We start from the raw sequence: 25,533 nt of genomic DNA on the forward strand, positions 1-25,533 counted from the left end.
ACCCGCTCGACCGGCACGGCCTCCTTCTCCACCACCGGACGCTCGGCGTGCAGGGTGACCTCGTGCTCCTCCTCGGAGATCGCCGGCCCGTCCAGGGCGTTGCCGACGTTGGCGTCGGTGATCGGCTCGCGCTCGACCCGGACCTCCTCGCGGGAGACCGGCACCGTCTCGGTCACGTTCTCGGTGACCACGTACTTGCGCAGCCGGGCCCGGCCGACCTCCTCGGAGCGGGTGCCCACGTTGAGGCGCTCCTCCGAACGGGTCATCGCGTTGTCGGTGGTCGGGCCGGAGACGTCCCGGCCGACGACGCCGGCCTCGCCGGTGTGGTCGGCTCGCCCGTCCCGGTCGCGGTCCGTGCGGCCCGACGTCCCCGCGGCCATCCCGGCCGTCCCCGCGGCGCCGGCGGCCATCCCGGCCGTCCCGGTGGTCTCGGTCGTCGTCGAGGGGTCGACGACGTCGCGGTCGCGGCCGCTGCCGGCCGTCCCCGTCGTCGTGGTGGGGTCGACGACGTCGCGGTCGCGGCCGCTGTCGGCCGTCCCCGCGGTCGCCGTCGTCGTCGAGGGGTCCATGACCGCCTGCTGGTCGCGGTCGACCCGGCCCACGGTGGTGTCGGTCTGCGTCCCCTGGCCGACCTGCATGCCGTAGTAGCGGTAGAGCTCCTGCTCCTCCTGCGGCGACAGGTGCCCGTCGGTGTCGACCTTCGGGGCGTCCTTGACCTGGCTCTTGCTCACCGGTACGCGGAGACCGTCGTCGGTGAGGTCGGCGTCCCGGATCGGGACGAAGGACTCCTTGGTGCCGAACAGGCCGGTACGCACCGTGACCCACTCCGGCTGACCGCTCTCGTCGTCGAGGTAGACCTCCGAGGCCGAGCCGATCTTGTCACCGCTCTGGTCGTAGACGTCCTTGCCGATCACGCGGCTGATGGCTTCAGTGCCGATCATCGTGGCTGTCGCTCCCGTCTGAGCAGGGGTGTTCCGGTCGGACAGAGGGGTGTCCGCCGAGCGGATCACGAAACGGCATCGGTCCACCCGACACGCCCAGGTGGACTGGACATCGGCGTGCGACCCGGTCAGGGGACCGACCGGTGTCCCATATCCCCTGCTCAGCGCGCATGCAACGGGGTGTCGCCTGCTCCTGCGGTGGGGTGGCGAAGGGTGACCTCGGGTCACGATCGACCGCTCGGGCGTGTCGCAGACGATCCGCACCGGCGCGTCGCCTCCGCCGTCCGGCCCCCGCCTGCTCATCCTGGAGGGCGTGCCCCCCCGCTCGCCGTACGACAACCTGGTGCACCCGCGCACCGTCAAGAAGCCCAGCCCCCAGGTCGAGGCCGAGCGCGACCTGGTCGTCGAGGACCCGAGCTCCGGGTTCGTGGGCGCCGTGGTGCGCTGCGAGAAGGACGTCGTCCACCTCGAGGACCGCTTCGGGAAGGTGCGCGCCTACCCGCTCGGCCCCGGGTTCTGGGTCGACGGCCGCCCGGTCGTCCTCGTCCGCCCGAGGCCGCAGGCGCCGGTGGCCCCGACCCGCAGCGCGTCGGGCTCGACCTACGTCGCCGGCGCCCGGGCCCGGGTCGCCCGCGAGGGCCGGATCTACGTCGAGGGCAAGCACGACGCCGAGCTCGTCGAGAAGGTCTGGGGCCACGACCTGCGCATCGAGGGCGTCGTCGTGGAGCCGCTGCACGGCGTCGACGACCTGCCCGGCATCGTGCACGACTTCCGCCCGGCGTCCGGACGGCGGCTCGGGGTGCTGGTCGACCACCTGGTGACCGGCTCCAAGGAGTCCCGCATCGCCGCCCAGGTGACCGGGGACCACGCCCTGGTGGTCGGCCACCCGTTCATCGACATCTGGCAGGCCGTCAAGCCGTCGGTCGTCGGCATCAGGGCGTGGCCGGTCGTGCCCAAGGGCGAGTCCTGGAAGGACGGCGTCTGCCGTCGGCTGGGCTGGGAGGACGACACCGGCTACGTCTGGGCGCAGCGGATCCTCGCCCGGGTGCGCACCTGGACCGACCTGGAGCCGGCGCTGATCGGCCGGGTCGAGGAGCTCATCGACTTCGTGACGACGGACTGAGGGCGGACCCCGGCCCCCACCGTCGCAGGCCCCTGCGGGCGGGCGCACGAGCGGTGCGGGGCGGGGGGTCCTCCGTCAGCCCGGGATGTAGTTGAAGGTGTCCGGGTCGGGACCGGTGCGCTCGCCGCGGTCCAGACCGGTGAGCGTGGCCATGTCCCCGGTGCCGAGCTGGAAGTCGAACAGCTCGAAGTTCTCCTGCATGCGCTGGCGGGAGACCGACTTCGGGAAGACGACGTCCCCGCGCTGCACGTGCCACCGCAGCACGACCTGGGCGGGGGTGCGGTCCAGCCGCTCGGCGATGGCCACGATCGCCGGGTCGTCGAGCACCTTGCCCTGGGCGATCGGCGACCAGGCCTCGGTGACGATCTCGTGGTCGGCGTCGAAGGCCCGCAGCTCCTCCTGCGTGAGGTAGGGGTGCACCTCGATCTGGTTGACCGCGGGGCGCACCTGGGTCTCGCTGAACAGCCGGCGCAGGTGGTGGGTCTGGAAGTTGGAGACGCCGATCGCGCGGCAGCGGCCGCTGGCGTAGATCTCCTCCATCGCCTTCCAGGTCTCGATGTAGTCCACGTCGATCCCGGGCAGCGGCCAGTGGACGAGGAAGAGGTCGAGGTACTCGAGGCCGAGGTCGGCCAGCGACTGGTCGAAGGCGCGCAGCGCGTCGTCGCGGCGGTGGAAGCCGTTGTTCAGCTTGCTGGTCACGAAGACCTCGCCGCGGTCGATGCCCGAGTTGGCGACGGCCTCACCGACACCCTTCTCGTTGCCGTACATCTCAGCGGTGTCGATGTGCCGGTAACCGATCTCCAGGGCCGTGGAGACGGCGTCGGCGGTGTCCTCCGGCGGGACCTGGTAGACGCCGAACCCCAGCTGGGGGATCTCGACGCCGTTGTTGAGTCGGATCGTGGGCACGGTGGCCACGAGGGCTCCTCTCGCTGGCGGATGGGGGCGCCGCGCACGCACGGGGCGCGCGGCCTGCCTACCGACCGCCTACCCGGTCACCCGGCCCTCAACCCGTCGTCAGAAGTAGTCGAGCAGCTGGACCGGCGGGCCGGAGGCGAGGAGGTCCAGCGCGGCCGGGTCGTCCGGGCCGGAGACCAGCCCGGCCAGCGCCGCCGCCCGTCCGGTGGTGATCCCGCAGTAGAGCTGCGCGAACCCGCGGACGTCGAGGGTCAGCCCGGGCTCGCGGCGGGGGCGGCGCAGCTCCCCGGCGCCGTCGGCGAGCTCCAGCTCCCACGGCCCGGTATTCTCCGTCACGACCGGGTCGAGCAGCGTGAACGCCACCCGCCCGCGCACGTGCCCCGGCCAGCCGCGGTCGGCGACGGCGCGCACCACGTCGACCGGTCGGTGCATGAACGCCGCCCTCGGACCCTCCGGTGAGCGCTCGAGCGGCAGCACGCCGGACACCGCGTCGCCGGCCAGCAGCGGCAGCCGCACGGTGCGGGTCACGGTGCGCCAGCCGGCCAGCACCCCGACCAGCGCCCGCGCGGCCTGGTCGGTGACCGCGAGCAGGTCGTGCACCGTCAGCCGCGCCTCGGGCCCGTAGCCGGTGCCGCGCTCGTACACCAGGACGCCGGTGGGGACGCCGTCCTGCTCGGCGACGGTGAGACCGTCCACCCCGTCGGGCCACCGGCCCTCGTGCGGCAGGTCGAAGGCGCCGCCGCGGCGGGTGAGCAGCCCGGCGCGGGGCCGGGCGAGCGTCCCGTAGAGCGCGTCGACGACGGCCAGGTCGGCCGGCTCCCCCGGGCGCACGGAGACGCCGGGCACCGGCGCCGACGGCAGCGCGGCGGTGTCCAGGTCGGCCCGCTGCAGCGCGCCCACGACCTCCCACCCGAGCCGCCGGTACACCGCCGACACGGTCGGGTGGAGCGCGCTGACCGCCGCGCCCCGCTCCCGCCCGCGGGCCAGCAGGCCGGTGAGCAGCGCACGGGCCACCCCGGCGCTGCGGTACTCGGGCAGGACGGCGACGCCACCGACGTCGGCCGTGGCAAGCGCCCGGCCGCCCCACCACTGCTCGTGGCCGGTGTCGGTGGCCTTGCCGACCAGCCGGCCGCGCCCGTCGAACGCGCCCAGCCGCAGCACGCCGTCGACCGCTCGCAGCGCCCGCGCCGGCGCCGCCACCGGGCCGCCGAAGGCCAGCCGGCCCAGCTCCCAGGCGGCGGGCAGCTCGTCGTCGGCCAGCGGCCGCACGGTGAGGCTCACGCGGCGTCCCGGGCCAGGTCCGGCGCGGCCGGCGCGGTCCGGGGGCGCAGCAGCGGCGCGCCGGCCAGCGCGATGAGCGCGGCGACCGCCGCGGCTCCCGCCGGGACGGCGAACGCGGACTCCGCTCCCCAGGCGTCGACGGCGGCGCCGGCCAGCGCGGACCCGGCGGTGACACCCAGGGTGAGCCCGGTGGTGGTCCACGACAGGGCCTCGGTCAGGGCGGTGCGCGGCACCCGCGACTCGACCAGCGAGGTCCCCGAGACCAGCACCGGCGCGATCGCCGTGCCGGCGAGGAAGCCCGCCGCCACCAGCACCGGCAGGGAGCCCACCCCCCACAGCAGCTGCGCGGCCAGGCCGAAGGCGAGGGCGGTGACCAGGAAGCGCGCGGCCAGCGTCCCGGGCAGCCGGGCCACGCCGTAGAGCAGGCCGGCCACGAGGCTGCCGAACGCGTAGACGGCCAGCGCGAGCCCGGCGAGGGCGGGGGCACCCTCCTCGTCGGCGAACCCCACCACGACGACGTCCATCGCGCCGAAGACCGTGCCGACGGCGGCGTAGGTGACGGCGACGACCAGCACCGTCGCGTTGAGCGCGGCCCACCGGCGGGGCGGCGCGCCGGGGTCGACGGGCTGGACGGCGGGCTCGGTGGCCCGCTGGCGGGCGAGCCAGAGCCCGCCGACCGCACCGAGCGTGATCCCGGTGAGGAAGCCGACGGGCGGCGCGACGAGCGTGGCCAGCAGCGTCACCAGCGGCGGACCGACCACGAAGACGACCTCGTCGACGACGGCCTCCAGCGCGAAGGCGGTCTGCCGGCGGCCCGGCTCGGCCAGCGCCTCCGCCCAGCGCGCCCGCACCAGCGACCCGATGTTGGGCCCGCTGGCGCCGCAGAGCGCCGCCAGCACGAACCAGCTCCACCGGGGCGCGCCGAGGGTCACCGCGGCCACGAAGCCGTAGCCGGTGAGCACGTAGCCGGTCATCGCCCAGCGCAGGACGGCGCCCTGCCCGCGGCGGTCCATGGCGCGCGCCCACTGCGGGCTGGCGACGGAGAAGCTCAGCGCGAGCGTGCCCGACACGGCGCCGGCCAGGCCGTAGCTGCCGGTCTCACCGGCGACGAGCAGCACGGCGCCCAGGCCGAGCATGGGGATGGGCAGCCGGGCGACCCACCCGGCGAAGGAGAACGCCACCGAGCCGGGGACGGCGAACAGTCGGGCGTAGGGACTGAACACGGTGCGGGGTGACACGGGACGTCTCGCGCTTCCTGGCCACGGGCGAGTGCGGGGCTGCCCGCCGGTCTCTCGGGTGGCCCCGCGACGGTAGCAACGCGCCCCGGCGACCCGCCGCCGAGAATCCACGGCTCGGCGTGCCGTCGGAGAGCTGCTTGACGGTTCATGCACTCTGTGTGAGCGGTCGCACACGCACCGCACCCCTGCCGAAGGAGTCCCGTGTCCGCGACCTCCCGCCCGCGCCTGCTGCCAGCCGTCGTCCTCGGTCTCGCCGTCCTGCTCGCCCCGGGGACCGCCGCTGCCAAGGGCGGCGACGACCCGGTCGCCTCCGCCGAGGACGGCGCGACGACGACCACCGCCACGGCCGGTGACTTCGCCGTCACCGTCAACGGCCGCGTGACGAACCCGGCCGCCGGTCAGGAGGCCCGGTTGCGCGACGTGACCCCGACCGGCCCGATCGCCGTCCGCGGACGGCACGTCGGGTTCACGATCGACCCCGCGACGCTCGGCGTGCACGACTACACGCTGACCGGCGCGCCGGACCCGCAGCGGATGGTGACCGCCCCGACCGTCGTCTTCGCCTCGAAGGTGCCGCAGCTGACCGCGGCCCAGCTGCGGAGCGTGCGGATCGGCGAGCTGCGGCTGCGCGACGGCGTCCTCGTCGCGGAGTTCACCACCGCCGCCGGCAAGCTCAAGGTGCAGGCCAAGGACGCCCCGCAGGGCGGCATCTTCCAGATGGAGCAGGAGTTCGGCGGCCCGGTCGAGTACGTGCACACGCTGGGCCCGACGCTCTTCTACTTCGTCAACGAGTACACCGGGAAGGTCAACTTCGGGAACGGCGTCCCCGGCGACACGACGCACCAGATGCTGCTCGGCAAGGACAGCCCGCAGGTGGCCACCAAGCTCGCCCAGGACGGGACGACGACCCGCTGGTCGGTCGCCTCGGGCGGCCGGATGGGCGGCGTGCTCGGCGAGGACGCGATCGAGCTGTCCGCCGGCGCCACCGACTGCACCAGCGACTGCCAGGCCCGCAACCGGATCCGGGGTTCGGTGCCGGTGCCGCCGGAGCCGGTGTCGCCGACCCCGATCGGCTGACCTCCGCACTCCCCGGGTGGGGGGCGACCGGAGCTCCGGTCGCCCCCCACCGCCCGTTCGGGGAGCGGCACGGCGTCGTCCTCCCGCACTACATTCGCAGGCGTGACCTCGACCAGCCCGCTCCCGGACCCGGTGGTCCGCCGTCCGGATCCCGCCCCCGGCACCGGTGGGCTGGTGGACCGGCACGGCCGGGTGGCGACCGACCTGCGGGTGTCGCTGACCGACCGGTGCAACCTGCGCTGCACGTACTGCATGCCGCCCGAGGGCCTGGACTGGCTGCCCAAGGTCGAGGTGCTCACCGACGAGGAGGTCGCCCGGCTGGTCCGCATCGGCGTCGAGCAGCTGGGCATCCGCGAGGTCCGCTTCACCGGCGGTGAGCCGCTGCTGCGTCCCGGCCTGGTCGGCATCGTCGCCGCCGCCACCGCGCTCGAGCCCCGCCCCGAGGTCAGCCTGACCACCAACGCGATCGGCCTGGCCCGGGTCGCTCCGGCGCTGGCCGCCGCCGGGCTGGACCGGATCAACTGCAGCCTCGACACCGTCGACCGGGACCGGTTCAAGCAGCTCACCCACCGCGACCGGCTCGACGACGTCCTCGCCGGGCTGGCCGCCGCCCAGGCCGCCGGGCTCACCCCGGTCAAGGTCAACGCCGTCCTGCTGCGCGGGATGAACGAGGAGGACGCCGTCCCGCTGCTGGACTTCTGCCTCGAGCACGGCTACCAGCTGCGCTTCATCGAGCAGATGCCGCTGGACGCCCACCACGCCTGGACCCGGGGCGAGATGGTCACTGCCGAGGACATCCTCGAGCGGCTGTCGGCGGCGCACACCCTGACCCCGGACACCGAGGAGCGCGGCTCGGCCCCGGCCGAGCGCTGGCTGGTCGACGGCGGCCCGGCGACCGTCGGCGTCATCGCCTCGGTGACCCGCTCCTTCTGCGGCAGCTGCGACCGCACCCGGCTGACCGCCGACGGGCAGGTCCGCAACTGCCTGTTCGCCCGTGAGGAGTCCGACCTGCGGACGGCGCTGCGCGACGGCGCCAGCGACGCCGAGCTGGCCGACCGCTGGCGGATCGCCACCCTCGGCAAGCTGCCCGGGCACGGCATCGACGACCCGAGCTTCCTGCAGCCCGCGCGGCCCATGTCGGCGATCGGGGGCTGACCGTGACCTCGAACGTCACCGTCCGATACTTCGCCGGGGCTCGTGCCGCCGCCGGCGTGGAGACCGAGACCCGGGACGCCGGCACGCTCGACGAGCTCGTCGGCCAGATCGTCGAGACGCACGGGGAGCGGCTGCAGAAGGTGCTCACCGCCTGCTCGTTCCTCGTCGACGGCACCCAGACCCGGGACCGGTCGGTGGCGCTGGCGCCGGGCGCGGTCGTCGACGTGCTGCCGCCCTTCGCCGGGGGCTGAAGGAGGACCCCGTCCTCCTCACGCCTCGCACGCTCGGCGCGAGCCTCGGGACGGGGCCGGCGGCGGGACCTTGCACGGGGGCCGCCCGTCCTGCTCACCTCCGTCGGAGAATGGGCCCATGAGCATCTGGGACAGGGCCAAGGCCAGGGTCGAGGAACTCGTCGGCCGCGCCGAGGAGGTGTACGGCGAGTCCCACGGGGACGCCGCCGCGCAGCTGCACGGAGAGGCCCACCGGCTGGAGGGCGAGGCCGAGGAGGAGGCCGCGCTGCGCGACGAGGCCGTGCGGCGGGACCCGGACGACGGCGCAGCCCCCGTCCGCTGACCTGCGCACGATCCCGTACCGGAATGCCCGCGGAGCGAGGACGATCGTGGGCATGGCCGTTCCCGCCATCCTGGACGTCGCCCCCTGGCGCGACTTCCCGGCCGCGGCCTGCGGAGCGATCGAGGCACTGCACGAGCGCCTGGGCTGGGACGTGTGGGTGGTGACCCAGGTCGTGGACGACCGGCAGGTCGTGCTGCACGCCCACCCGCCCGACGTGGTCCGCCCCGGGACCTGGCTGCCGTGGGCGGACACCTTCTGCCGTGCCATGGTCGCCGGGGAGGCCCCACGGGCCGCCACGGTCACCGCCGCCGTCCCGGCCTTCGCCAAGCGCATGGCCGGGCCGACCGCGCGGATCGCCGCCTACATCGGCGTTCCGCTCGTCAGCCCGGACGGGGAGCTGTTCGGCACGCTGTGCGCCTGGGGGTTCCGAGCCCGGCCGCGCAGTGCCGCGCGTGACCTGCCCCTGGTCGAGGCGGTGGCACGCCTGCTGAGCACGCTCATCGCCGCCGGCATCACGCCGGGCGAGCCGCCGGAGCCGGCCACCCGCGCCTGACCGGCCTGGCCCGGCGCCACCGGTGGCGGGCACCCCGCCAGGTCGGGACGGAAGTCCCTACCCCGGCGCGCGGAGCGCGGGAGAGGCTGTCCCGGACGGCGCGGTCCCGCGCCGTCCGGCCCCCCCGCCTGGGGCAGCCCCGCCGGCCGCCGGGCCGGCCCCACCCGCCGAGTCGTGGAGACGTCGACCATGCCCCTTGCCGTCCTGTCCGTCGTCCGAGTGCAGGCCGAGGGCCGCGTGCTCGCCGAGGCCCAGATCCGCCGGACCGAGGTGCCCGGCGTGGTCGCCTCCGCGATGCACGTGGAGTCCGGTCACCTGCCGCTGGGTACCGGCGCCCGCCTGGTCGACGCGGTGCTCGCGGACCCGGCGGTGGGACGGGCCGAGCGACTCGTCGCCACGATGCCGCTGAACGACACCGAGATGCTCGACCGGGTGCGGCAGCGCAGCGGCGAGGTGGCCGCCCGGGCCGCCGGCGCCACGAAGATCGTCGAGGCGCAGCTGGTGCCCGCGCGCTAGGGGCAGGCCACCCACTCCTCGTCGCCGTCGGTGAAGACCTGCCGCTTCCAGATCGGCAGCCGCTCCTTCACCAGGTCGACGAGCTCGGCGCAGGCGGCGAAGGCCTCACCGCGGTGCGAGGAGCTGACCGCGCAGGCCAGCGCGACGTCGCCGATGCCGAGCATGCCGACCCGGTGGGAGACGGCGACGGCGTGCACGTCGGGCCGCGCGGCGAACTCCTGCGCCAGCTCGACGATGACCTGCTCGGCCGTCGGGTGGCCGACGTACTCCAGCTCGGTCACCGACCGGCCGCCGTCGTGGTCGCGGACCACGCCGGCGAAGGAGACGACCGCGCCGGCCGCCTTGTCGGCGACGGCGTCCTCGTGCTCGGCGACGGACAGGGGTGCGTCGACGACCCGGGCGATCACGGCGCCGACGGTACCCCGCCGGGCGGCACGTCGAGGTCGGTCGGATCGGCCAGGCCGGTGCAGTCGACCTCGGTGACGTCGGCGCCGGCGAGGTACCGGCGGGCGCCCTCGTCGCCGGTCGCGCTCGCGGCCACGCCGGCCCAGTGCTCCCGGCCGAGCAGCACCGGGTGCCCGCGGACGCCGCCGTAGGTGGCGATCGCCAGCGCGTCGGGGGCGGCGTGCGCGGCGAGGGCGCGCAGCGCCTCCGGCGTCATCCCCGGCATGTCGACCAGCGTGACCAGCACGGCGTCGACGCGACCGGGCCAGCCGCGGAGCCCGTCGAGGCCGGTGCGCAGCGAGGACGCCATGCCGGTCTCCCAGTCGCGGTTGGCCAGCACGGTGGCGCCGTCGAGGTCCGCCGTCCGCCAGACGTCGACCGCCTGCGCCCCGAGGACGACGAGCACCGGGTCGCACACCGCCCGCGCCGTCCGCACCGCCCGCTCCACCAGCAGGCTGCCCCCGTACTCGACCAGCGCCTTGGGCATGCCGTAGCGGCGCCCGCCGCCCGCGGCGAGGACCAGCCCCGCGACCGTGCTCATCCCGCCACCTTCCCCGATGACCGGCTGCGCTGATCGTCGCGGGTCCTGGCTCACGACCGGTGGTGAGCCAGGACCCGCCACGGTGATCCCGGCTGATCGTCGCGGCGTCGACGTCCCGGCGTGCGCGGACGTCTCAGCGCGCGTAGACGGCGACGTCGGAGGCCTTGACCGACGCCCACACCGGCGTGCCGGGGGCCAGACCGAGCTCGGCGAAGGCGGTCGCGGTGACGTCGGCGACCAGCGGCACCTCGCCGTCGAGCTCGCAGCGCACCGTGGACCCGTGCGGCGTGGCCGACACCAGCCGGGCCGGCCACACGTTGCGCGGGCTGCCCTCCGGCCGCGCCGGCCACAGCGCCACCGACTCCGGCCGGACCGCGACGAACACCGGTCCCGCCGTCTCCTCGGCCACCGCCACGCGGCCGCCGCCGTCCAGCCGCACCGTCGTCCCCGCGCCGGTGCCGGGCAGCAGCGCCAGGCCGACCAGCCGGGCGACGTAGTCGGTCCGCGGGTGGCGGCTCACGTCGGACGGCGTCCCGGCCTGCACGACCCGGCCCTCCTCCACGACGACGACCCGGTCGGCCAGCGCCATCGCGTCGACCGGGTCGTGGGTGACGAGCACCGTGCTGCCGGGGAACTCGCCGAGGTGGCGGCGCAGCTCCGCGCGGACGGTGAGCCGGGTGCGGGCGTCCAGCGCCGAGAGCGGCTCGTCGAGCAGCAGCAGCGCCGGCTCGCCCACCAGGGCGCGCGCCAGCGCCGCCCGCTGCGCCTGCCCGCCGGAGAGCCGGCCGGGCCGCCGGTCGCCGAGCTCGGCGATCCCGACCCGGGCGAGCCAGTCGCGGGCCGCGGCGCGGGCGGCGGACTTGCCGAGGCCGCGGGTGCGCAGGCCGAAGGCGACGTTGTCAGTGACCGACAGGTGCGGGAAGAGCAGGTGGTCCTGGAAGACCATGCCGAGGCGGCGCTCGTGCGCGGGGACGTGCACGCCGGCGAGGACGTCGTCCCACGTCTCGGGGCCGACGGCGACCCGACCGCTGTCGGGCGGGAGCAGCCCGGCGAGCACGCGCAGCAGCGTGGACTTGCCGGCGCCGTTCGGGCCGAGGACGGCGAGCACCTCGCCGTCGGCCACCTCGAGGTCGAGCTCGACGGTCATCGGGCCGCGGTCGACCCGCACGTCGGCGGTCAGGCTCACCGGACCGCCCGGGTGAGCCAGCGGTCACGAGCAGTCCACGTGCCCACCGCGGACCTCACGCCGCGGCTCCTGGTCGGGACAGCCAACGGTCGCGCAGGAGGAGCAGCGTCGCGACGGAGACGGCGAGCAGCACGAGGGAGAGCACGATCGCCGCGTCCGGGTCCTGCTGGAGCGCCAGGTAGACCGCGAGCGGCATCGTCTGCGTCGTCCCCGGGAAGTTGCCCGCGAAGGTGATGGTGGCGCCGAACTCGCCGAGCGCGCGGGCCCAGCACAGCACCGCACCGGCGGCGATCCCGGGCGCGACCATCGGCAGGGTGACCCGGCGGAACGTCGTCCACCGGTCGGCGCCCAGGGTGGCGGCGGCGTCCTCGAAGCGGGCGTCGGCGGCGCGCAGCGCGCCCTCGACGCTGATCACGAGGAACGGCATGGCCACGAAGGTCTCGGCGATGACGACCGCGGTGGTGGTGAACGGGATCGTCACGTCGAGGGCCTGGTCCAGCCAGCGGCCGACGATGCCCTGCCGGCCCAGCACGAGGAACAGCGCGACACCGCCGACGACCGGGGGCAGCACCAGCGGCACGGTGACCAGCGCGCGCAGCACCGACCGGCCGCGGGCGCGGGACCGGGCGAGCACCCAGGCCAGCGGGACGCCGAGCACCAGGGACAGCGCGGTCGCGGCCGAGGCGGAGACCAGGCTCAGGCGCAGCGCCTGGCCGACCGCCGGGCCGGCCAGCTGCGGGCCCAGCTCACCCCAGGGCGCGCGGAGGACGAGGCCGGCCAGGGGCAGGACCAGGAAGGCGACGGCGAGGACCGCCGGGACGAGCAGCGGAACGGGGACGCCGGGCTCTCGCGTGCGCCTCACGGGGTCCGGAAGCCGGCGTCGGCCAGCGCCTGCCGTCCCTCCTCCGAACGCACCAGGTCGACGAAGGCGGCGCCCGCCTGCGGGTTGGGGGCCTCGGTCAGCACCGCGATCGGGTAGTCGTTGACCGCCCGCTCGGCCTCCGGGACGTCGATGCCCTCGACGGCGTCCCCGGCCGCGGTGACGTCGGTCGTGTAGACCAGCGCGGCGTCGACCTCGCCGAGCTCGACCTTGGTCAGCGCGGCCCGCACGTCCTCCTCGAGCGTGTCGGGCGCCGCCTCCACGCCGGCCGCGGCGAAGACGTCCTCGGCAGCCGCGCCGCACGGCACCTGCGGAGCGCAGACCGCGAGCGCGAGCTCCTCCCGGGCGAGGTCGGCGAGCCCCGTGACACCGGCCGGGTTGCCCGCCGGGACGGCGATCTGCAGCACGTTGGCGGCGAAGACCTGCGGCTCGCCGTCAGCCAGCCCGGCGTCGGTGACCACGGCCATCTGCGACCGGTTGGCGCTGGCGAAGACGTCGGCCGGGGCGCCCTGGGTGACCTGGGCGGCCAGCGCCGAGCTGCCGGCGAAGGTGAACCGCACGTCCAGGCCGGGGTGGTCGGCCTCGAGCCGCTCACCGAGGTCGGTGAAGACGTCGGTGAGCGAGGCGGCGGCGAAGACGGTCAGCGTGCCGCCGAGCCCGCCGTCGTCGGACGTCGCCGTCGTGGTGGTCGCGGCCACGCCGTCGTCCCCTCCGCCGCAGGCGCTCAACGCGCCCACGGCCACCGCCACCAGCACCACCGAGCTCCGGATCCGCATCGGGACTCCTCCCTGCCGGGCGGACCAGCCGATCCGCGCCTGCGGGACCATAACCGAGATGGCTCCGGATCCGCGGCGTCCACGGTGCGTGGGGGGTCCGCGCAGTCGTACGGTCGGCCTCTCGTCGCCGACCCGAGGGCCTCGACGCGCCCGCCCACCGCAACCAGCCGTCCGGCACGGTCACCGCGGTCACGCCCGGGTCGGTGACGGCGACGGTCGAGGTCGCCGTCGGCGGTCAGGAGAAGACCGCGTCGGTCACCGAGGAGGCGGTGGAGGACCTCGGGCTGTCACCGGGCTCGGCGGTCGTCGTCCCGGTGAGGTCGACCGAGGTGGTGCTCGCTGTCGAGGACTGGAGGAGGGCCCCCTCGCCCCCCACCCCCTCGCTCCGGTCGGGGCGGGCCCTGGGAGGGGGCCGCCGTCAGGGGACGTCGACGCTGACCTGGGTGGCCTTGACCGTGGCCACCGCCCGCACGCCGACGTCCAGGCCGAGCTCGTCGGCTGCCTCGCGCGACATCAGCGAGACCAGCCGGAACGGCCCGGCCTGGATCTCCACCTGCGCCATCACGGTGTCGCGGACGACGCGGGTGACGATGCCGGTCAGCCGGTTGCGGGCCGAGGAGCCGCGGGTGGTGCCGGGCTCGGGGGCCTCGTGCAGCTGCGTGGCCAGCCGGGCCAGGTCGGCACCGTCGACGTGCGCAGGGCCGCCCCCGTCGCGGGAGGCGGGCAGCCGGCCGCTGTCGATCCAGCGGCGCACCGTGTCGTCGCTGACGCCGAGCAGAATTGCGGCCTCGGCGATCCGGTAGGCGGTCGTCACCGGAGCAGGCTAGAGAAAGGACCCCGTCCTCCCCACCCTTCGCAGGCTCAGGGCGGGACCCGGGACGGGGCCACCCCTGCCCCCACCGCTCGCAGGCTCACGGCGGGACCCTGCAGGAGGGCCGCCGTTCCAGCACGTCACCAGGCTCGCGGCGGGACCCTGCAGGGAGGCCGCCGTCCCCCGCACCTCCGGCACGCGGGGCTGGAGGACTCCCCCCCGGATCCCTCGCGTGCTCGGGGACCACGCCGCGATCAGGCCCCTCGGCCGCCGGTGGACCGGCTGCAGCGGGGTAGGACACCCGGACCTGGGACGAGGTGGGAGTGCAGCCGGCGCCCGACCGCCCGTCGGGAGAGGAGGGCCGGATGCGCCGGTGGTGGGGCCCGCTGATCGTCTCGGTGGTGTACCTGGGGCTCTGGTTGGGGCTGGACGTCATCGCCAGCGTCTTCCAGGCACGCCAGGAGGTGTCGCTGTGGTACCCCCCGACCGGGCTGAGCTTCGTCCTGCTGCTCGTGTTCGGGCTGCGCTACGCCCCGCTCCTCGTGCTGACCGACCCCCTGCACGGACTGGTGGTCAGCGGTCCGGACGTCAGCTGGGTCAGCGTCTGGCTCGGGGGCGTGGTCAGCACCGCCGTCTACACGGCCGTGGCCTGGCTCCTGCTCCGGCGGCTGCGGATCGACCCCCGCCTCCCGGGTCAGCGTGACGTCGTCTGGCTGCTGGGGCTGGCCGCCGTCGCCGGGCCGCTGGTCGTCGCGGTCGCCCAGGTCCTGCAGTACATCGTCACCGGGCTGCTGACCTGGGACGAGTTGTTCCGCGGCGTCCTCGGCTTCTGGTCCGGCCGGGCCACGGGCGTCGGGGTGCTGACGCCCGCGCTGCTCGTGGCCAGCCGGCGGGTGCCCGCGCTCTGGCGCGACCGGCCGGCGCTCACCGACCCGGTCCCGGTCGGACGGGGGGACGAGCGCCCGTCCTGGCCGGGCCGGGTCCGGCCGCGGTGGCTGGGCCGGCTCGCCGACCGCGTGCTGGACCAGCCGCTGGAGCTCGTCGGGCAGACCGTCCTGCTGCTCGCCACCGTGTACCTGGCCTACGGCGAGCCGGCGGTCGGCGGGCTGGACCTGGCCTACCTCGTGTACGTGCCGCTCATCTGGATCGCCGTCCGTGGTGGGCTGCCCCGGGTGGCGTTCGCCGTCCTCGTCGCCAACACCCTCGCCGTGGCACTGGTCGGTCGGGACGTCGTGGAGAGCCCGCTGCGGCTGCAGCTCGGCCTGGTGACCCTCACCCTGGCCGGGTTGACCCTCGGCGCGCTGGTCACCGGCCGGCAGGCCAGCATCGCGGCCGCCGAGCACGCGGCGGTGCACGACTCGCTCACCGGGCTGGCCAACCGGGTCCTGCTCATGGACCGCCTGGACGCCGCGGCGCACCGGGCCGAGCGCAGACCGGACGCCAGGTTCGCGGTCCTCTACTGCGACCTGGACGGCTTCAAGGCGGTCAACGACCAGCTCGGGCACGACGCCGGCGACGAGCTGCTCGTGGCGGTCGCGCGCCGGCTGGAGAGGGCCGTGCGGCCGGGCGACCTGGTCAGCCGGCTCGGCGGGGACGAGATGGCCGTCCTGCTCGACGGCGTGACCGGCGTCGAGGAGGCAGCCGGGGTCGCCGAGCGGCTGCTCGCCGCGCTGGCCGAGCCGTACGCCGTCGACGGCCGGGAGGTCGTCGTCACGGTCAGCGTCGGGGTCGCGGTCGCCGACGCCGAGGGGCTGGCCCGGCCGCGGCTGCGCGCGGAGCGGGAGGGCCTGACCGGGTCGGAGGAGAGCGGGCACGCCGAGGAGGTCCTCCGGGCGGCGGACCTGGCCCTGCAGCGGGCCAAGGCGACCGGAGGCCACCGCTACGAGGTGTTCAACGAACCCCTGCGCCAGCACACCCGGGACCGGCTGGGGCTGCGCGCCGCGCTGCGCCGCGCGGTCGCAGCCGGAGCGGTGACCGTCGCCTACCAGCCGATCGTGCGGGTGACCGACGGCCGGCTCGTGGCCGTGGAGACGCTCGCCCGGTGGCACGACGCCGAGCGCGGGGACGTGCCGGCGACGGAGTTCATCGCCCTGGCCGAGGAGACCGGGCTGATCCACGACCTCGGCATGCAGGTGCTCGAGCAGGCCTGCACCCAGGCCGTGCAGTGGCGACGGGTCTTCGGCCCGGGCCCGACCCCCCGCGTGGCGGTCAACGTCTCGACCCGTCAGCTGCTCCCCGCGGACTTCGCCCCCCGCGTGCTCGCGCTGCTCGACCGCGTCGGGCTGCCCGCGGACGCCCTCGAGCTGGAGATGACGGAGTCCTGCGCGGTGGAGCCCGGGGCGCGGGCAGCCCTGGAACGCTTCACCGCCGCGGGCGTCATGCTGGCCGTGGACGACTTCGGCACCGGCTACTCCAGCTTCGCGGCGCTGCGCGAGCGGACGCCACAGGCGTTCAAACTCGACCGCTCCTTCATCGCGCGGCTGCCCGACGACCGCCCGACCGACGCGATCGTCTCTGCCGTGCTCGCGCTCGCCCAGCACCTGGGCGCCACCGTCACCGCCGAGGGCGTGGAGACGGAGGAGCAGCTCCAGCGCCTCCGGGAGCTGGGGTGCCCCCAGGTCCAGGGCTTCCTCCTGGGCAACCCGGCGACCGCGCAGCAGATCGAGCGGGACTGGCTCAGCCGGCCGAGGTGACCGCCACCGCCTCGTGCGTGGTCGCACACCGCCCACCCCCGGGACGGGTCGCTCGGGGTGCCGTGCCACCAGCGTCCCGTTTGCCGATCGGCGACCTCGGGCAGCCGGTGCCGGTGCTCCGCAAGAAGCAGGACCCCGCAGGGGCGTCCCCCTCCGTCCGCACCCGCCGCATCCGGGAGACCGCGCGCGAGCTGCTCGGCTACGAGGACTTCCGGCCGGGTCAGGAGGAGGCGATGGAGTCCGTGGTCAGCGGCCGGGACACCCTGGCGGTGCTGCCCTCGGGCGCCGGGAAGTCCGCCGTCTACCAGATCGCCGGGCAGCTGGTCGACGGTCCGGTGCTCGTCGTCTCCCCCCTCATCGCGCTGCAGCGCGACCAGGTCGGCCGGCTCGACGAGCTCGACGGACTCGACGGCCGGGCCGCTCAGCTGAACTCCGCGCTCTCGGCCGGCGACCAGCGCGCCGCGCTCGGAGGACTCGCGGACGGGACGGTCCGCCACCTCTTCCTCGCTCCCGAGCAGTTGACCAAGCCCGAGGTCGTGGAGGCCATCGCGAAGGCGCACCCCGCGCTGTTCGTCGTCGACGAGGCCCACTGCGTCTCCGCCTGGGGTCACGACTTCCGCCCCGACTACCTGCGCCTCGGCGGGGTCATCGAGCAGCTCGGCCACCCGACGGTGCTCGCCCTCACCGCCACCGCCGCGCCCCCGGTGCGCGCGGAGATCCTCGAGCGCCTGGGCATGCGCGACGCCCGGGTCGTCGTGGCCGGGTTCGACCGGCCGGAGATCCGGCTGGAGGTCGAGCAGCACGCCGACGCCCACGGCAAGGACCAGGCCGTGCTGGACCGGGTCACCGGCCTGGTCGGCGAGGGGCGGCTCCCCGGGATCGTCTACAGCGCCACCCGCAAGGGCACCGAGGGCATCGCCGCCGAGCTCGCCGAGCGCGGGCTGCGGGTGCGCCCCTACCACGCCGGGCTGAAGAAGTCCGAGCGCGAGGACACCCAGCGCGCGTTCATGGACGACGAGCTGGACGTCGTCGTCGCCACGACCGCCTTCGGCATGGGCATCGACAAGCCCGACACCCGCTTCGTCGTCCACGCCGAACCCGCCGACTCCGTCGACAGCTACTACCAGGAGATCGGCCGCGCCGGCCGTGACGGTCAGCCCGCGCTCGCCCTGCTCGTGTACCGCCAGGAGGACCTGGGCCTGCGCAGGTTCTTCGCCGCCGGCATCCCGCCGGAGCAGGAGCTGCAGCAGGTCGCCGGCCTGGTCGCCGCCGCAGAGGCCGCCGGCATCGAGGACGGCGTCGACGTGCGGCAGCTGCGCGAGCAGACCGGCCGGCCCGCCACCCCGCTGGCCCGCGACCTCAACCTGCTGGAACAGGTGTCGGCGGTCGTGCTCGACGAGGAGGGCGCCGTCCACCCCGTGGAGGGCGCACCGAGCCCCGGCGACGCCGCGGCCGCCGCCCGCGAGCTGGCCGAGCACCACGAGCAGGTCGACCAGAGCCGGGTGGAGATGATGCGCGGCTACGCCGACACCACCGCGTGCCGGCGGCAGTTCCTGCTCGGCTACTTCGGCGAGCAGCTGGAGCAGCCGTGCGGGAACTGCGACAACTGCGACGCCGGCCTGTCCCAGGAGCAGCCCGACGGCGACGAGACGCCGTTCCCCCCGCAGACCCCGGTGCAGCACACCGAGTGGGGCCCCGGCGTGGTCATGCGGGTCGAGGACGACCGGGTCGTCGTCCTGTTCGAGGAGGTCGGCTACAAGACGCTGGCGCTGGCCGCCGTCCTGGACAACGACCTGCTCGAGCGCCGCGACTGACCCCCGGTCCGGCGACCCGGGACCCCTTCGCCCTGCGAAGAGCAGGCACCGGCTCGATGATCACCACGGAGACCGGGCGACCCGCGTGCCCGGCGGAAGGAGTACACGGGTGAAGGTCCTGGGCATCAACGCCATCTACCACGACCCGTCGGCGGCCCTGGTCGTCGACGGCAGGGTCGTGGCCGCGGCCGAGGAGGAGCGGTTCAGCCGGCGCAAGCACGGCAAGCGCCCCCTGCCGTGGAGCGCCTGGGAGCTGCCCGAGCTGTCGGCGGCCTGGTGCCTGAGGGAGGCCGGGATCCGGCCCGAGGAACTGGACGCGGTCGCCTACTCCTTCGACCCCGCGCTGATGGGCACCCCGGAGGAGTCCGGCCTGTTCGACGACGGCGACACCATGCGCAAGAGGTACGCCGAGATGGCCCCGGGCTTCCTGGCGCACGCGCTGCCGGGGCTCGACCCGGCCACGGTCCACTTCGTCAAGCACCACGTCGCGCACGCCGCATCGGCCGGCAAGGCCGCGCCACAGCGGGACAACGCCGTCCTCGTCCTCGACGGCCGCGGCGAGGCGCACAGCCACCTGGCCGGCCGGTACGTCGACGGCCAGCTGGAGGTGCTCGCCGGCCAGGCGCTGCCGCACTCGCTGGGCCTGGTGTACGAGGAGCTCACCGACCACCTGGGCTTCCTGCGCAGCTCCGACGAGTTCAAGGTCATGGCGATGGCCTCCTACGGCAAGCCGCGGTTCCTCGGCGAGCTGTCGGAGCTGATCCGGGCCACGGACGACGGCGGGTTCCGCACCGAGAGGATCGACTTCACCGAGTTCGCCCCGCGGCTGGGCAAGGACGAGCCCTGGACCGAGGCCCACGCCGACCTCGCCGCCAGCGTGCAGACCCGGCTGGAGGAGGTGCTCGTCGACCTCGCCCGCTGGGTGCACGAGCAGACCGGCGAGAAGACGCTCACCATGGCCGGCGGCACGGCGCTCAACTGCGTGGCCAACACGCGGATCCTCGCCGAGAGCCCGTTCGAGGAGGTCTGGGTGCAGCCCGCCGCCGGGGACGCCGGGACGGCGCTGGGCGCGGCCCTGCACGTGGCCGCGGAGCTGGGCGAGCGCACCGAGCCGATGCCCGGCGCCGCGCTCGGCCGGGGCTGGAGCGACGACGAGATCGAGCGGTGGCTGGAGACGGCGGCGATCGACTACGAGCGTCCGGACGACGTCGCCGAGGCCGTGGCCGAGGTGCTGGCCGACAACGGCATCGTCGCCTGGTTCCAGGGCCGGTCGGAGTTCGGCCCGCGCGCGCTGGGCCACCGCTCGCTGCTGGCCCACCCCGGGTTCGAGGCCAACCTGGAGCGGATGAACGACGTCAAGGGCCGGGAGCAGTTCCGCCCGGTGGCGCCGATGGTGCTGCTGGAGCGGGCCCCCGAGATCTTCAGCCGGGGTCCGATCCCCTCGCCGTACATGCTCTTCGTGCACGACGTCGCCCCCGAGTGGAAGGACCGCATCCCGACGGTCACCCACGTCGACGGGACGGCGCGCATCCAGACCATCGACCGCGGGACCGAGCCGCTGGTGCACAGCATGATCTCGGCCTTCGAGCGGCGCACCGGCATCCCGGTGGTGGTCAACACCAGCCTGAACACCGCCGGGCGGCCGATGGTCGACGACCCGCGCGACGCGCTCGAGTGCTTCGGGTCGGCGCCGGTGGACCTGCTCGCCATCGGCCCGTTCGTCGTCCGCCGGCCGAGGCCCACCCCGCGCTGACCCGGGGTCCGGCGGCCCTCGACCACCCTCCAGGGTGGACGACCCGGCGGGGGTGGACCGCGCGGCCGCCGTCCGGCGAACTCCCTGGTGACGGGCCCACGCCCCCGCAGGTAACGGTCGGGCAACGGTCGTCCCCCGATCAGGGGACGACCGTTACCGGCCGTCCGCCAGGGGTAATCCGGACCCGGACCGTCCAAGACAGGGCGGACCACGCAAGGCACATCGGGAGGACCCCCATGTCCGCAACATCCGGCAACACCGGCACCGGCCGCGGAGCCATGACCTGGCCCCAGATGCTGGGGCTCGCCTTCGGCGCGATCTACCTCCTGGTCGGAGTCGTGGGCTTCTTCGTCACGGGATTCGGGGACTTCTTCGCCCACGACACCAACCAGACGCTGCTGGGCTTCGAGATCAACGGCATGCACAACGTCGTCCACATCGTCATCGGTGTGGCCGGCCTGCTGTTGGCTCGCACCCTGGCCGGCGCCCGCACGTACGGCTGGCTGCTGGCCGTCGGCTACGGCGCCGCGTTCGTCTACGGGCTGATCGCGATCGGCGAGCCGTGGGACTTCCTCAGCATCAACGCCGCTGACAACGTCCTGCACCTCCTCACCGCGATCGTGGGTCTGGCCATCGCGCTGGGCCCGGTGCGCAACGCCGTCACCCACCGCGGTACGCGCGTCTGAGACGGCCCCCTTGCAGGGTCCCGCCGCGAGCTTGCGAGCGGTGGGGGGCAAGGGGGTCCTTGCTCCCGTCCTCATCCCTCGCACGCTCGGGACGAGCCTCCGGACGGGGCCGGCGTAGACCCTGCGGGGCCGTTCCAGCACGTCGCCCGAGGCCGGGTCCCGCACGGGGCCCGGCCTCCGGCGCGTCCGGACCGGATGCGCGCCCGAGGGGCTGGCGGCACGGCCGCCGACGGCGGAGGCTGGTCGCGGGGCGCGTCCGGGGGACGACGCCGACCGCGCCCCGGCCGCGCCCGAGCCCCGGGGCGCCGCACGTGCCGCAACCGGAGGCCGTGCCGTGGACGACGACGCCGTGCTGCGCGCCCTGGGCGAGGACCTCGCCCGGACCGACCCCGACCTGGCCGCCCGGCTCACCGCCGGCCCCGGTGTGCGCACCCAGCGCCCCGGCCACGGGGCGCTCTGGGTCCTGGTGCTCGGTGCGCTGGTGGCGGTGGCCGTGCCCTTCCTGGTCGGCCCGGCCGCCTTCGGCGTGATGGCCCTGGTGGTGCTGCTCGGCTGCCCGATCGTGATCAGCCACTGCCTGCCGTCCACCGCGGACGGGCAGGACGACGACCCGCCGTCCTGGTCGGCCGGCCGGGGAGCCGACCCCTGACGAGACGGTCGTCCCGCCAGGCTCTACGTTGCGCTCATGGACTTCGCCCTCTCCGCCCGAGCCGAGGACGTCTGCGGCCGGATGTGGGACTTCATGCGTGAGCAGGTCTTCCCCGCCGAGCCGGTCTACGACGCGTGGCGCGCCGAACGCGGTCACGACAACCACGAGCACCCGCCGGTGCTGGAGGACCTGAAGGTCGAGGCGCGCAAGCGCGGCCTGTGGAACCTCTTCCACCACGAGCTGGGCGGGATGACCAACCTGGAGTACGCCTCCGTCGCCGAGATCATGGGCTGGTCGCCGGTGATCGCGCCCGAGGTCACCAACTGCGGGGCCCCGGACACCGGCAACATGGAGACCCTCATGCTGTTCGGCACGCCCGAGCAGAAGGAGCGCTGGCTGGACCCGCTGCTCGACGGCGAGATCCGGTCGGGCTTCGCGATGACCGAGCCCGACGTGGCGTCGTCCGACGCCCGGAACGTCCAGACCTCGATCGTCCGCGACGGCGACGAGTACGTCATCAACGGGCGCAAGTGGTGGATCACCGGCACCGCCGACGAGCGCTGCCAGATCTTCATCGTGATGGGCAAGACCGACCCGGACGGGCCGCCGCACCGCCAGCAGTCGATGGTGCTCGTCCCCCGGGACACCCCGGGCTTCGAGATCGTCCGGCACCTGCCGGTCTTCGGCTACCAGGACCAGCACGGCCACTCCGAGCTGCGGTTCACCGACGTGCGCGTGCCGGCGTCGAACATCCTGGCCGGCGAGGGTGACGGCTTCATGATCGCCCAGGCCCGGCTCGGCCCCGGCCGCATCCACCACTGCATGCGCGCGATCGGCATGGCGGAGCGGGCGCTCGCGCTGATGGTCGAACGGGCCAAGGCACGCGTGGCCTTCGGCCGCCCGCTGGCCGAGCAGGGGACGGTGCGCGAGAGCATCGCGCTCTCCCGGATGGAGATCGACCAGGCGCGGCTCTACGTGCTCCAGACGGCCGACCTGATCGACAGGTACGGCGCCAAGGGCGCCAAGACCGAGATCTCCGCGATCAAGGTGGCCGCGCCGCGGGTGGCGCTCGCCGTCATCGACCGCGCGATCCAGCTGCACGGAGGCGCCGGGGTCAGCAACGACACCGTGCTGGCGCGCTTCTACGCCAGCGCCCGCACGCTGCGGATCGTCGACGGCCCGGACGCGGTGCACATCCGCGGGGTCGCCAAGGAGGAACTGGCGCGCGAGCGCCCGTTCGTCGGCTGAGGGAGGACCCCGGCCCCCGGGCACCGGCACCCGCAGCGGGATGTCGGTGCCCGGTGCCAGGCTGACCGCGTGCCCACGGACCCCGAGGCCGACGACCTGCTGAGCGAGCACCCCGAGGCGGTCGCGGCCACCGCCCAGCGGCTGCGCACCGCGCTGCTCGAGGCGCACCCGCAGCTGGAGGAGCGGGTGCGTCGCGGTTGGCACTCGATCAACTACCGCGACCCGGTGGCCGGTTTCGTCTGCGCGGTCTTCCCGACGGCGGACCGGGTGCAGCTGGTGTTCGAGCACGGCGCCCGGCTGCCCGATCCCGAGGGCCGGTTGTCCGGCACCGGCAAGCAGGTGCGCACGCTCGACCTCAGCGCTCCCGAGGAGGTCGACGTCGCCGTCGTCGCGACGTTCCTCGACCACGCCGTCGAACTGGGCGCCGGGCTCCGCGGCCGCTGAGCGGCCGGGACGACGTCAGGGGGCGATCGTCCCGCCGAAGCCGCCGCCGGCGAGCTTGGCCATCAGCTGCGTGCGGTCCAGGCCCGCGGCCTCCAGCGCGTCGCCGTCCCGGTCGGTGTCGATCTCGTCGGGCAGCTGGGCAGCGACCCTGTCGGCAGTGTCGTTGTCGCCCTCGGTGTGCAGCACTCGCAGCAGTTCCTGCTTGTCCAGCTTCACGCCCGACCTCCGCTCGGTCCGCCTCCAGGAGTGCTCCAGCGTGGTGCGGGCCACCCGGGCGCGCAACGGGAGGGCCCGCGGTCGGGCTCGGGCGCGCTGGTCAGCGGTGCCGCGCGCGCCGGTACAGGAAGGCCGCCACCGCCGCGAGGACCGCGCCGAGGAACACCTGGGCGACCCCGACGACGGTCCGGTCGCCGGCGAACCACGTCACCGACGACACCAGCAGGACGACGGCGACGCCGGCCACGAGCAGGGCGACGAGACGCTCGCGGCGGTCCCCCGCGGGTGAGGTCATGCGGCCGACCCTAGGCGACCCCGTCCCGGGCCCGCCCCGAGCCGGCTGACGTGCTGGAACGGCCACCCTCCAGGGGCCCGCGCCGGGCCTGCGAGGCGTGGGGGGAAGGGTGGTCCTCCTTCAGTCGGCCCGGTTCGGCGGCTCGCCGGCGGCGCGCGCCTCGGCGGCCCGGACGGGGTCGTAGGCGCAGGCGTCGGCCACGTCGGTCGCCGCCACGGGGTCGTCCGCGGGTTCGCCGGGCGCCGGCGTCGCCGAGCCGGGAGTCGGGGTGGGGGTCGGCGTGGGGGTGCCCTCCGCGGCGTCGTCGCCCGCCGGGGCGGGGGTGATGGCGTCGTCGACGATCGCGCGCATCCGGTCGTAGTCGGGGTACGCCGGGTCGATCACGGTGTTGTCGAAGACGACGCTGCGCACCTCGGCGTCCTTGACCAGGAACCCGAGATCGACGAAGTCGTCGAGGGCCGAGCGCGGGATGTCGGTGCTCACGATGTCCTGCGTGGTCGTGGCGAGCTCCTGGTAGCGCCGCAGCAGGGTGACCGGGTCGGCGGCGTCGATGATCGCGCCGATCGTGCAGCGCTGTCGGTCCATCCGGTCGTAGTCGGTCAGCCCGTAGCGGCCGCGGGCGAACTGCAGCGCCGTCCAGCCGTCCATGTGCTGGGCCGGTCCCGGCTCGATGTAGTCGTCCGGCAGTTCCTGGCCGGAGATGCCGTTGATCGGCACGTAGTAGTTGACGTTCACGGTGATGCCGCCGAGGGCGTCGACCAACCGGGCGAAGCCGTCGAGGTTGACCAGCACGAAGTAGTCGATGTCCAGGCCCAGCGCCTCGCCGACGCCGAGCTTGAGGAAGTCCGCGCCCGGGTCGTCGGTGCGCCCGAGGATGTCGGGGTACCAGGCCGGCCCGGTGCGGTAGACGGCGTTGAGCAGGCTGTCGGCCTCGTTGGCGCCCTCGAAGCCGTCCGGGTAGACCTCGGCCAGCGGGCTGTCCGAGGGGAAGGGCAGGTCCTGCAGGTTGCGCGGCAGGCTGAACAAGGTTGTGTCGCCGGTCTCGGTGTCGATGCTGGCCACGATGACCGTGTCGGTGCGCACGCCCTCGCGCCCCTCCCCGCCGTCCCCACCGAGCAGGAGCACGTTGACCCGCTCCTGGTCGCCGAAGGGGTCGGGGTGGTCGCCGTCGTCCACCGTCGCCGACTCGCGGTCGGCGAAGAGGCCGTCGATGAGCCCCTGCTGGGCCAACGCCACCTGGCCGATGGTGACCACCGGGTACGCGATGCCGGCGACCAGCGCGGCGACGAGGAGGCCGCCGAGCAGGTGCTTGCCGCGGGAGGTCCGGGGTGGCAGCAGCACCCGGTAGCCCGCCACGACGACGGCGATCCAGAGCAACCCGAGGACGAGGACACCGCCGAGGACCCAGGTCAGCGCGGTCGGGTCGACCGCGACCCGCGCCGCGGTCCGCTGTCCCACGGTGGCCAGCCAGGCGGCCCCGCCGACGAGTGCGAGGAAGGCCACGAGGACCAGGCCGCCGAGCCGGTGTCGCCCGGCCGCGAGGAACGCCGTCCCCGGGAGGACGGCGTTCAGCACGGTCAGGCCCAGCGTCGCGGTGAAGCCGCGTCCGCGGGCCCGGGACCGCGGGCCCTCCGGCGGCGGGGGCAGGGGCCGCGACGGGCCGATGGGACGCGTCACGTCCCACTCGTGCTCGCTCACGTGGTCTCCTCGCTGTCCTCGACCGAC

At 75.0% G+C, this 25,533-nt stretch carries 27 protein-coding genes and 1 pseudogene; 15 read left to right on the plus strand and 13 right to left on the minus strand.

Annotated features, from left to right (window positions below; all coding sequences use genetic code 11):
* Positions 1 to 941 (minus strand): PRC and DUF2382 domain-containing protein (locus tag BMW27_RS15930; RefSeq protein ID WP_091446335.1); only part of this gene is annotated, 941 nt, incomplete at its 3' end.
* A gap of 313 nt (positions 942 to 1,254) precedes the next feature.
* Here BMW27_RS15930 and BMW27_RS15935 point away from each other — a divergent pair.
* Positions 1,255 to 2,064: a DUF3097 domain-containing protein gene (locus tag BMW27_RS15935; RefSeq protein WP_091446337.1), complete on the plus strand. Its 810-nt coding sequence runs from the start codon at positions 1,255 to 1,257 to the stop codon at positions 2,062 to 2,064.
* Between the two features lie 75 nt (positions 2,065 to 2,139).
* Here BMW27_RS15935 and BMW27_RS15940 read toward each other — a convergent pair whose 3' ends face one another.
* From BMW27_RS15940 to BMW27_RS15950, 3 genes are all read right to left on the minus strand, one after another.
* The gene (locus tag BMW27_RS15940; protein WP_091445827.1) at positions 2,140 to 2,979 is read right to left on the minus strand and encodes an aldo/keto reductase; all 840 of its coding nucleotides are present in this window, start codon (positions 2,977 to 2,979) and stop codon (positions 2,140 to 2,142) included.
* Positions 2,980 to 3,078: 99 nt separating this feature from the next.
* Positions 3,079 to 4,260, minus strand: a complete 1,182-nt coding sequence (locus BMW27_RS15945) for a GNAT family N-acetyltransferase (protein ID WP_091445828.1) — start codon at positions 4,258 to 4,260, stop codon at positions 3,079 to 3,081.
* Positions 4,257 to 5,498, minus strand: a complete 1,242-nt coding sequence (locus BMW27_RS15950; RefSeq protein ID WP_091445831.1) for an MFS transporter — start codon at positions 5,496 to 5,498, stop codon at positions 4,257 to 4,259. Before BMW27_RS15950 ends, BMW27_RS15945 begins: the two co-directional genes overlap by 4 nt.
* Before the next feature lie 201 nt (positions 5,499 to 5,699).
* Between BMW27_RS15950 and BMW27_RS15955 the strand changes: the two genes are divergently transcribed.
* The 6 genes from BMW27_RS15955 (at position 5,700) to BMW27_RS15980 (ending at position 9,372) form a co-directional block, all read left to right on the plus strand.
* Positions 5,700 to 6,575, plus strand: a complete 876-nt coding sequence (locus BMW27_RS15955; RefSeq protein ID WP_091445833.1) for a hypothetical protein — start codon at positions 5,700 to 5,702, stop codon at positions 6,573 to 6,575.
* A 102-nt stretch (positions 6,576 to 6,677) separates the two neighbouring features.
* A complete protein-coding gene (gene moaA / locus BMW27_RS15960; RefSeq protein ID WP_217638185.1) occupies positions 6,678 to 7,730 on the plus strand; it encodes a GTP 3',8-cyclase MoaA in 1,053 nt (350 codons plus the stop codon).
* Between the two features lie 2 nt (positions 7,731 to 7,732).
* Positions 7,733 to 7,981, plus strand: a complete 249-nt coding sequence (locus BMW27_RS15965; RefSeq protein ID WP_091445834.1) for a MoaD/ThiS family protein — start codon at positions 7,733 to 7,735, stop codon at positions 7,979 to 7,981.
* 118 nt (positions 7,982 to 8,099) lie between these two features.
* Positions 8,100 to 8,303, plus strand: coding sequence for a hypothetical protein (locus BMW27_RS15970; protein ID WP_091445836.1), 204 nt, complete (start codon positions 8,100 to 8,102; stop codon positions 8,301 to 8,303).
* A 52-nt stretch (positions 8,304 to 8,355) separates the two neighbouring features.
* Positions 8,356 to 8,856, plus strand: coding sequence for a GAF domain-containing protein (locus tag BMW27_RS15975; RefSeq protein WP_245743631.1), 501 nt, complete (start codon positions 8,356 to 8,358; stop codon positions 8,854 to 8,856).
* 189 nt (positions 8,857 to 9,045) lie between these two features.
* Positions 9,046 to 9,372, plus strand: a complete 327-nt coding sequence (locus BMW27_RS15980) for a hypothetical protein (RefSeq protein ID WP_139206917.1) — start codon at positions 9,046 to 9,048, stop codon at positions 9,370 to 9,372.
* Here the strand turns inward: BMW27_RS15980 and BMW27_RS15985 are convergent.
* The 5 genes from BMW27_RS15985 to modA form a co-directional block, all read right to left on the minus strand.
* Entirely contained in the window at positions 9,369 to 9,779 is a 411-nt protein-coding gene (locus BMW27_RS15985) for a molybdenum cofactor biosynthesis protein MoaE (protein ID WP_091445841.1), read from the minus strand. The two genes, BMW27_RS15980 and BMW27_RS15985, sit on opposite strands and share 4 nt — an antisense overlap.
* Positions 9,776 to 10,357 carry a nucleotidyltransferase family protein gene (locus BMW27_RS15990; protein ID WP_091445842.1) on the minus strand — a complete coding sequence of 194 codons (582 nt, stop codon included), beginning with the start codon at positions 10,355 to 10,357 and terminating at the stop codon, positions 9,776 to 9,778. The genes BMW27_RS15985 and BMW27_RS15990 overlap by 4 nt, the downstream gene beginning before the upstream one ends.
* A gap of 133 nt (positions 10,358 to 10,490) precedes the next feature.
* Positions 10,491 to 11,543, minus strand: a complete 1,053-nt coding sequence (locus BMW27_RS15995; RefSeq protein WP_091445844.1) for an ABC transporter ATP-binding protein — start codon at positions 11,541 to 11,543, stop codon at positions 10,491 to 10,493.
* A gap of 55 nt (positions 11,544 to 11,598) precedes the next feature.
* Positions 11,599 to 12,405, minus strand: coding sequence for a molybdate ABC transporter permease subunit (gene modB, locus BMW27_RS16000; protein ID WP_091445847.1), 807 nt, complete (start codon positions 12,403 to 12,405; stop codon positions 11,599 to 11,601).
* Positions 12,402 to 13,199 carry a molybdate ABC transporter substrate-binding protein gene (gene modA, locus BMW27_RS16005; protein ID WP_091445849.1) on the minus strand — a complete coding sequence of 266 codons (798 nt, stop codon included), beginning with the start codon at positions 13,197 to 13,199 and terminating at the stop codon, positions 12,402 to 12,404. The genes modB and modA overlap by 4 nt, the downstream gene beginning before the upstream one ends.
* A gap of 68 nt (positions 13,200 to 13,267) precedes the next feature.
* Here modA and BMW27_RS24635 point away from each other — a divergent pair.
* Positions 13,268 to 13,519: pseudogene (locus BMW27_RS24635) on the plus strand (TOBE domain-containing protein); the annotation flags it as partial.
* Positions 13,520 to 13,617: 98 nt separating this feature from the next.
* Here the strand turns inward: BMW27_RS24635 and BMW27_RS16015 are convergent.
* Positions 13,618 to 14,013 (minus strand): TOBE domain-containing protein, encoded by a 396-nt coding sequence (locus BMW27_RS16015; protein ID WP_091445851.1) that lies wholly within the window; start codon positions 14,011 to 14,013, stop codon positions 13,618 to 13,620.
* 362 nt (positions 14,014 to 14,375) lie between these two features.
* On the opposite strand from BMW27_RS16015, the gene BMW27_RS16020 reads away from it, so the two are divergent.
* The 7 genes from BMW27_RS16020 (at position 14,376) to BMW27_RS16050 (ending at position 23,297) form a co-directional block, all read left to right on the plus strand.
* Positions 14,376 to 16,703 carry a putative bifunctional diguanylate cyclase/phosphodiesterase gene (locus BMW27_RS16020; RefSeq protein ID WP_091445853.1) on the plus strand — a complete coding sequence of 776 codons (2,328 nt, stop codon included), beginning with the start codon at positions 14,376 to 14,378 and terminating at the stop codon, positions 16,701 to 16,703.
* 80 nt (positions 16,704 to 16,783) lie between these two features.
* Complete coding sequence (locus BMW27_RS16025) at positions 16,784 to 18,517, plus strand: RecQ family ATP-dependent DNA helicase (RefSeq protein WP_245743633.1); 1,734 nt, start codon at positions 16,784 to 16,786, stop codon at positions 18,515 to 18,517.
* Positions 18,518 to 18,626: 109 nt separating this feature from the next.
* Positions 18,627 to 20,270: a carbamoyltransferase family protein gene (locus tag BMW27_RS16030; protein WP_091445855.1), complete on the plus strand. Its 1,644-nt coding sequence runs from the start codon at positions 18,627 to 18,629 to the stop codon at positions 20,268 to 20,270.
* Between the two features lie 236 nt (positions 20,271 to 20,506).
* Positions 20,507 to 20,956: a DUF4383 domain-containing protein gene (locus BMW27_RS16035; protein WP_091445856.1), complete on the plus strand. Its 450-nt coding sequence runs from the start codon at positions 20,507 to 20,509 to the stop codon at positions 20,954 to 20,956.
* A gap of 334 nt (positions 20,957 to 21,290) precedes the next feature.
* The gene (locus BMW27_RS23470) at positions 21,291 to 21,605 is read left to right on the plus strand and encodes a DUF3040 domain-containing protein (RefSeq protein ID WP_091445858.1); all 315 of its coding nucleotides are present in this window, start codon (positions 21,291 to 21,293) and stop codon (positions 21,603 to 21,605) included.
* 36 nt (positions 21,606 to 21,641) lie between these two features.
* Positions 21,642 to 22,853, plus strand: coding sequence for an acyl-CoA dehydrogenase family protein (locus tag BMW27_RS16045; protein ID WP_091445860.1), 1,212 nt, complete (start codon positions 21,642 to 21,644; stop codon positions 22,851 to 22,853).
* A gap of 69 nt (positions 22,854 to 22,922) precedes the next feature.
* Positions 22,923 to 23,297 carry a DUF1801 domain-containing protein gene (locus BMW27_RS16050; protein WP_091445862.1) on the plus strand — a complete coding sequence of 125 codons (375 nt, stop codon included), beginning with the start codon at positions 22,923 to 22,925 and terminating at the stop codon, positions 23,295 to 23,297.
* 15 nt (positions 23,298 to 23,312) lie between these two features.
* On the opposite strand, the gene BMW27_RS16055 is transcribed toward BMW27_RS16050, so the two are convergent.
* The 3 genes from BMW27_RS16055 to BMW27_RS16065 all read right to left on the minus strand — a co-directional run bounded on the left by BMW27_RS16055 (position 23,313) and on the right by BMW27_RS16065 (position 25,506).
* Positions 23,313 to 23,513: a hypothetical protein gene (locus BMW27_RS16055; protein WP_012950932.1), complete on the minus strand. Its 201-nt coding sequence runs from the start codon at positions 23,511 to 23,513 to the stop codon at positions 23,313 to 23,315.
* 100 nt (positions 23,514 to 23,613) lie between these two features.
* Complete coding sequence (locus BMW27_RS16060) at positions 23,614 to 23,808, minus strand: hypothetical protein (protein ID WP_091445864.1); 195 nt, start codon at positions 23,806 to 23,808, stop codon at positions 23,614 to 23,616.
* 120 nt (positions 23,809 to 23,928) lie between these two features.
* Positions 23,929 to 25,506, minus strand: coding sequence for an LCP family protein (locus BMW27_RS16065; RefSeq protein ID WP_091445866.1), 1,578 nt, complete (start codon positions 25,504 to 25,506; stop codon positions 23,929 to 23,931).
* Positions 25,507 to 25,533: the final 27 nt, after the last annotated feature.

Origin of the sequence: Geodermatophilus poikilotrophus (assembly GCF_900111455.1) — a bacterium.
GTDB lineage: Bacteria > Actinomycetota > Actinomycetes > Mycobacteriales > Geodermatophilaceae > Geodermatophilus > Geodermatophilus poikilotrophus.

Excerpts from the sequence above, each read along its gene's own strand:
- BMW27_RS15970 (WP_091445836.1), top strand. The coding sequence starts at position 8,100 with ATGAGCATCTGGGACAGGGCCAAGGCCAGGGTCGAGGAACTCGTCGGC.
- modA (WP_091445849.1), bottom strand. The coding sequence starts at position 13,199 with ATGCGGATCCGGAGCTCGGTGGTGCTGGTGGCGGTGGCCGTGGGCGCG.
- BMW27_RS15980 (WP_139206917.1), top strand. The coding sequence starts at position 9,046 with ATGCCCCTTGCCGTCCTGTCCGTCGTCCGAGTGCAGGCCGAGGGCCGC.
- BMW27_RS16020 (WP_091445853.1), top strand. The coding sequence starts at position 14,376 with ATGCGCCGGTGGTGGGGCCCGCTGATCGTCTCGGTGGTGTACCTGGGG.
- BMW27_RS16035 (WP_091445856.1), top strand. The coding sequence starts at position 20,507 with ATGTCCGCAACATCCGGCAACACCGGCACCGGCCGCGGAGCCATGACC.
- BMW27_RS15975 (WP_245743631.1), top strand. The coding sequence starts at position 8,356 with ATGGCCGTTCCCGCCATCCTGGACGTCGCCCCCTGGCGCGACTTCCCG.
- BMW27_RS16060 (WP_091445864.1), bottom strand. The coding sequence starts at position 23,808 with ATGACCTCACCCGCGGGGGACCGCCGCGAGCGTCTCGTCGCCCTGCTC.
- BMW27_RS15990 (WP_091445842.1), bottom strand. The coding sequence starts at position 10,357 with ATGAGCACGGTCGCGGGGCTGGTCCTCGCCGCGGGCGGCGGGCGCCGC.
- BMW27_RS16045 (WP_091445860.1), top strand. The coding sequence starts at position 21,642 with ATGGACTTCGCCCTCTCCGCCCGAGCCGAGGACGTCTGCGGCCGGATG.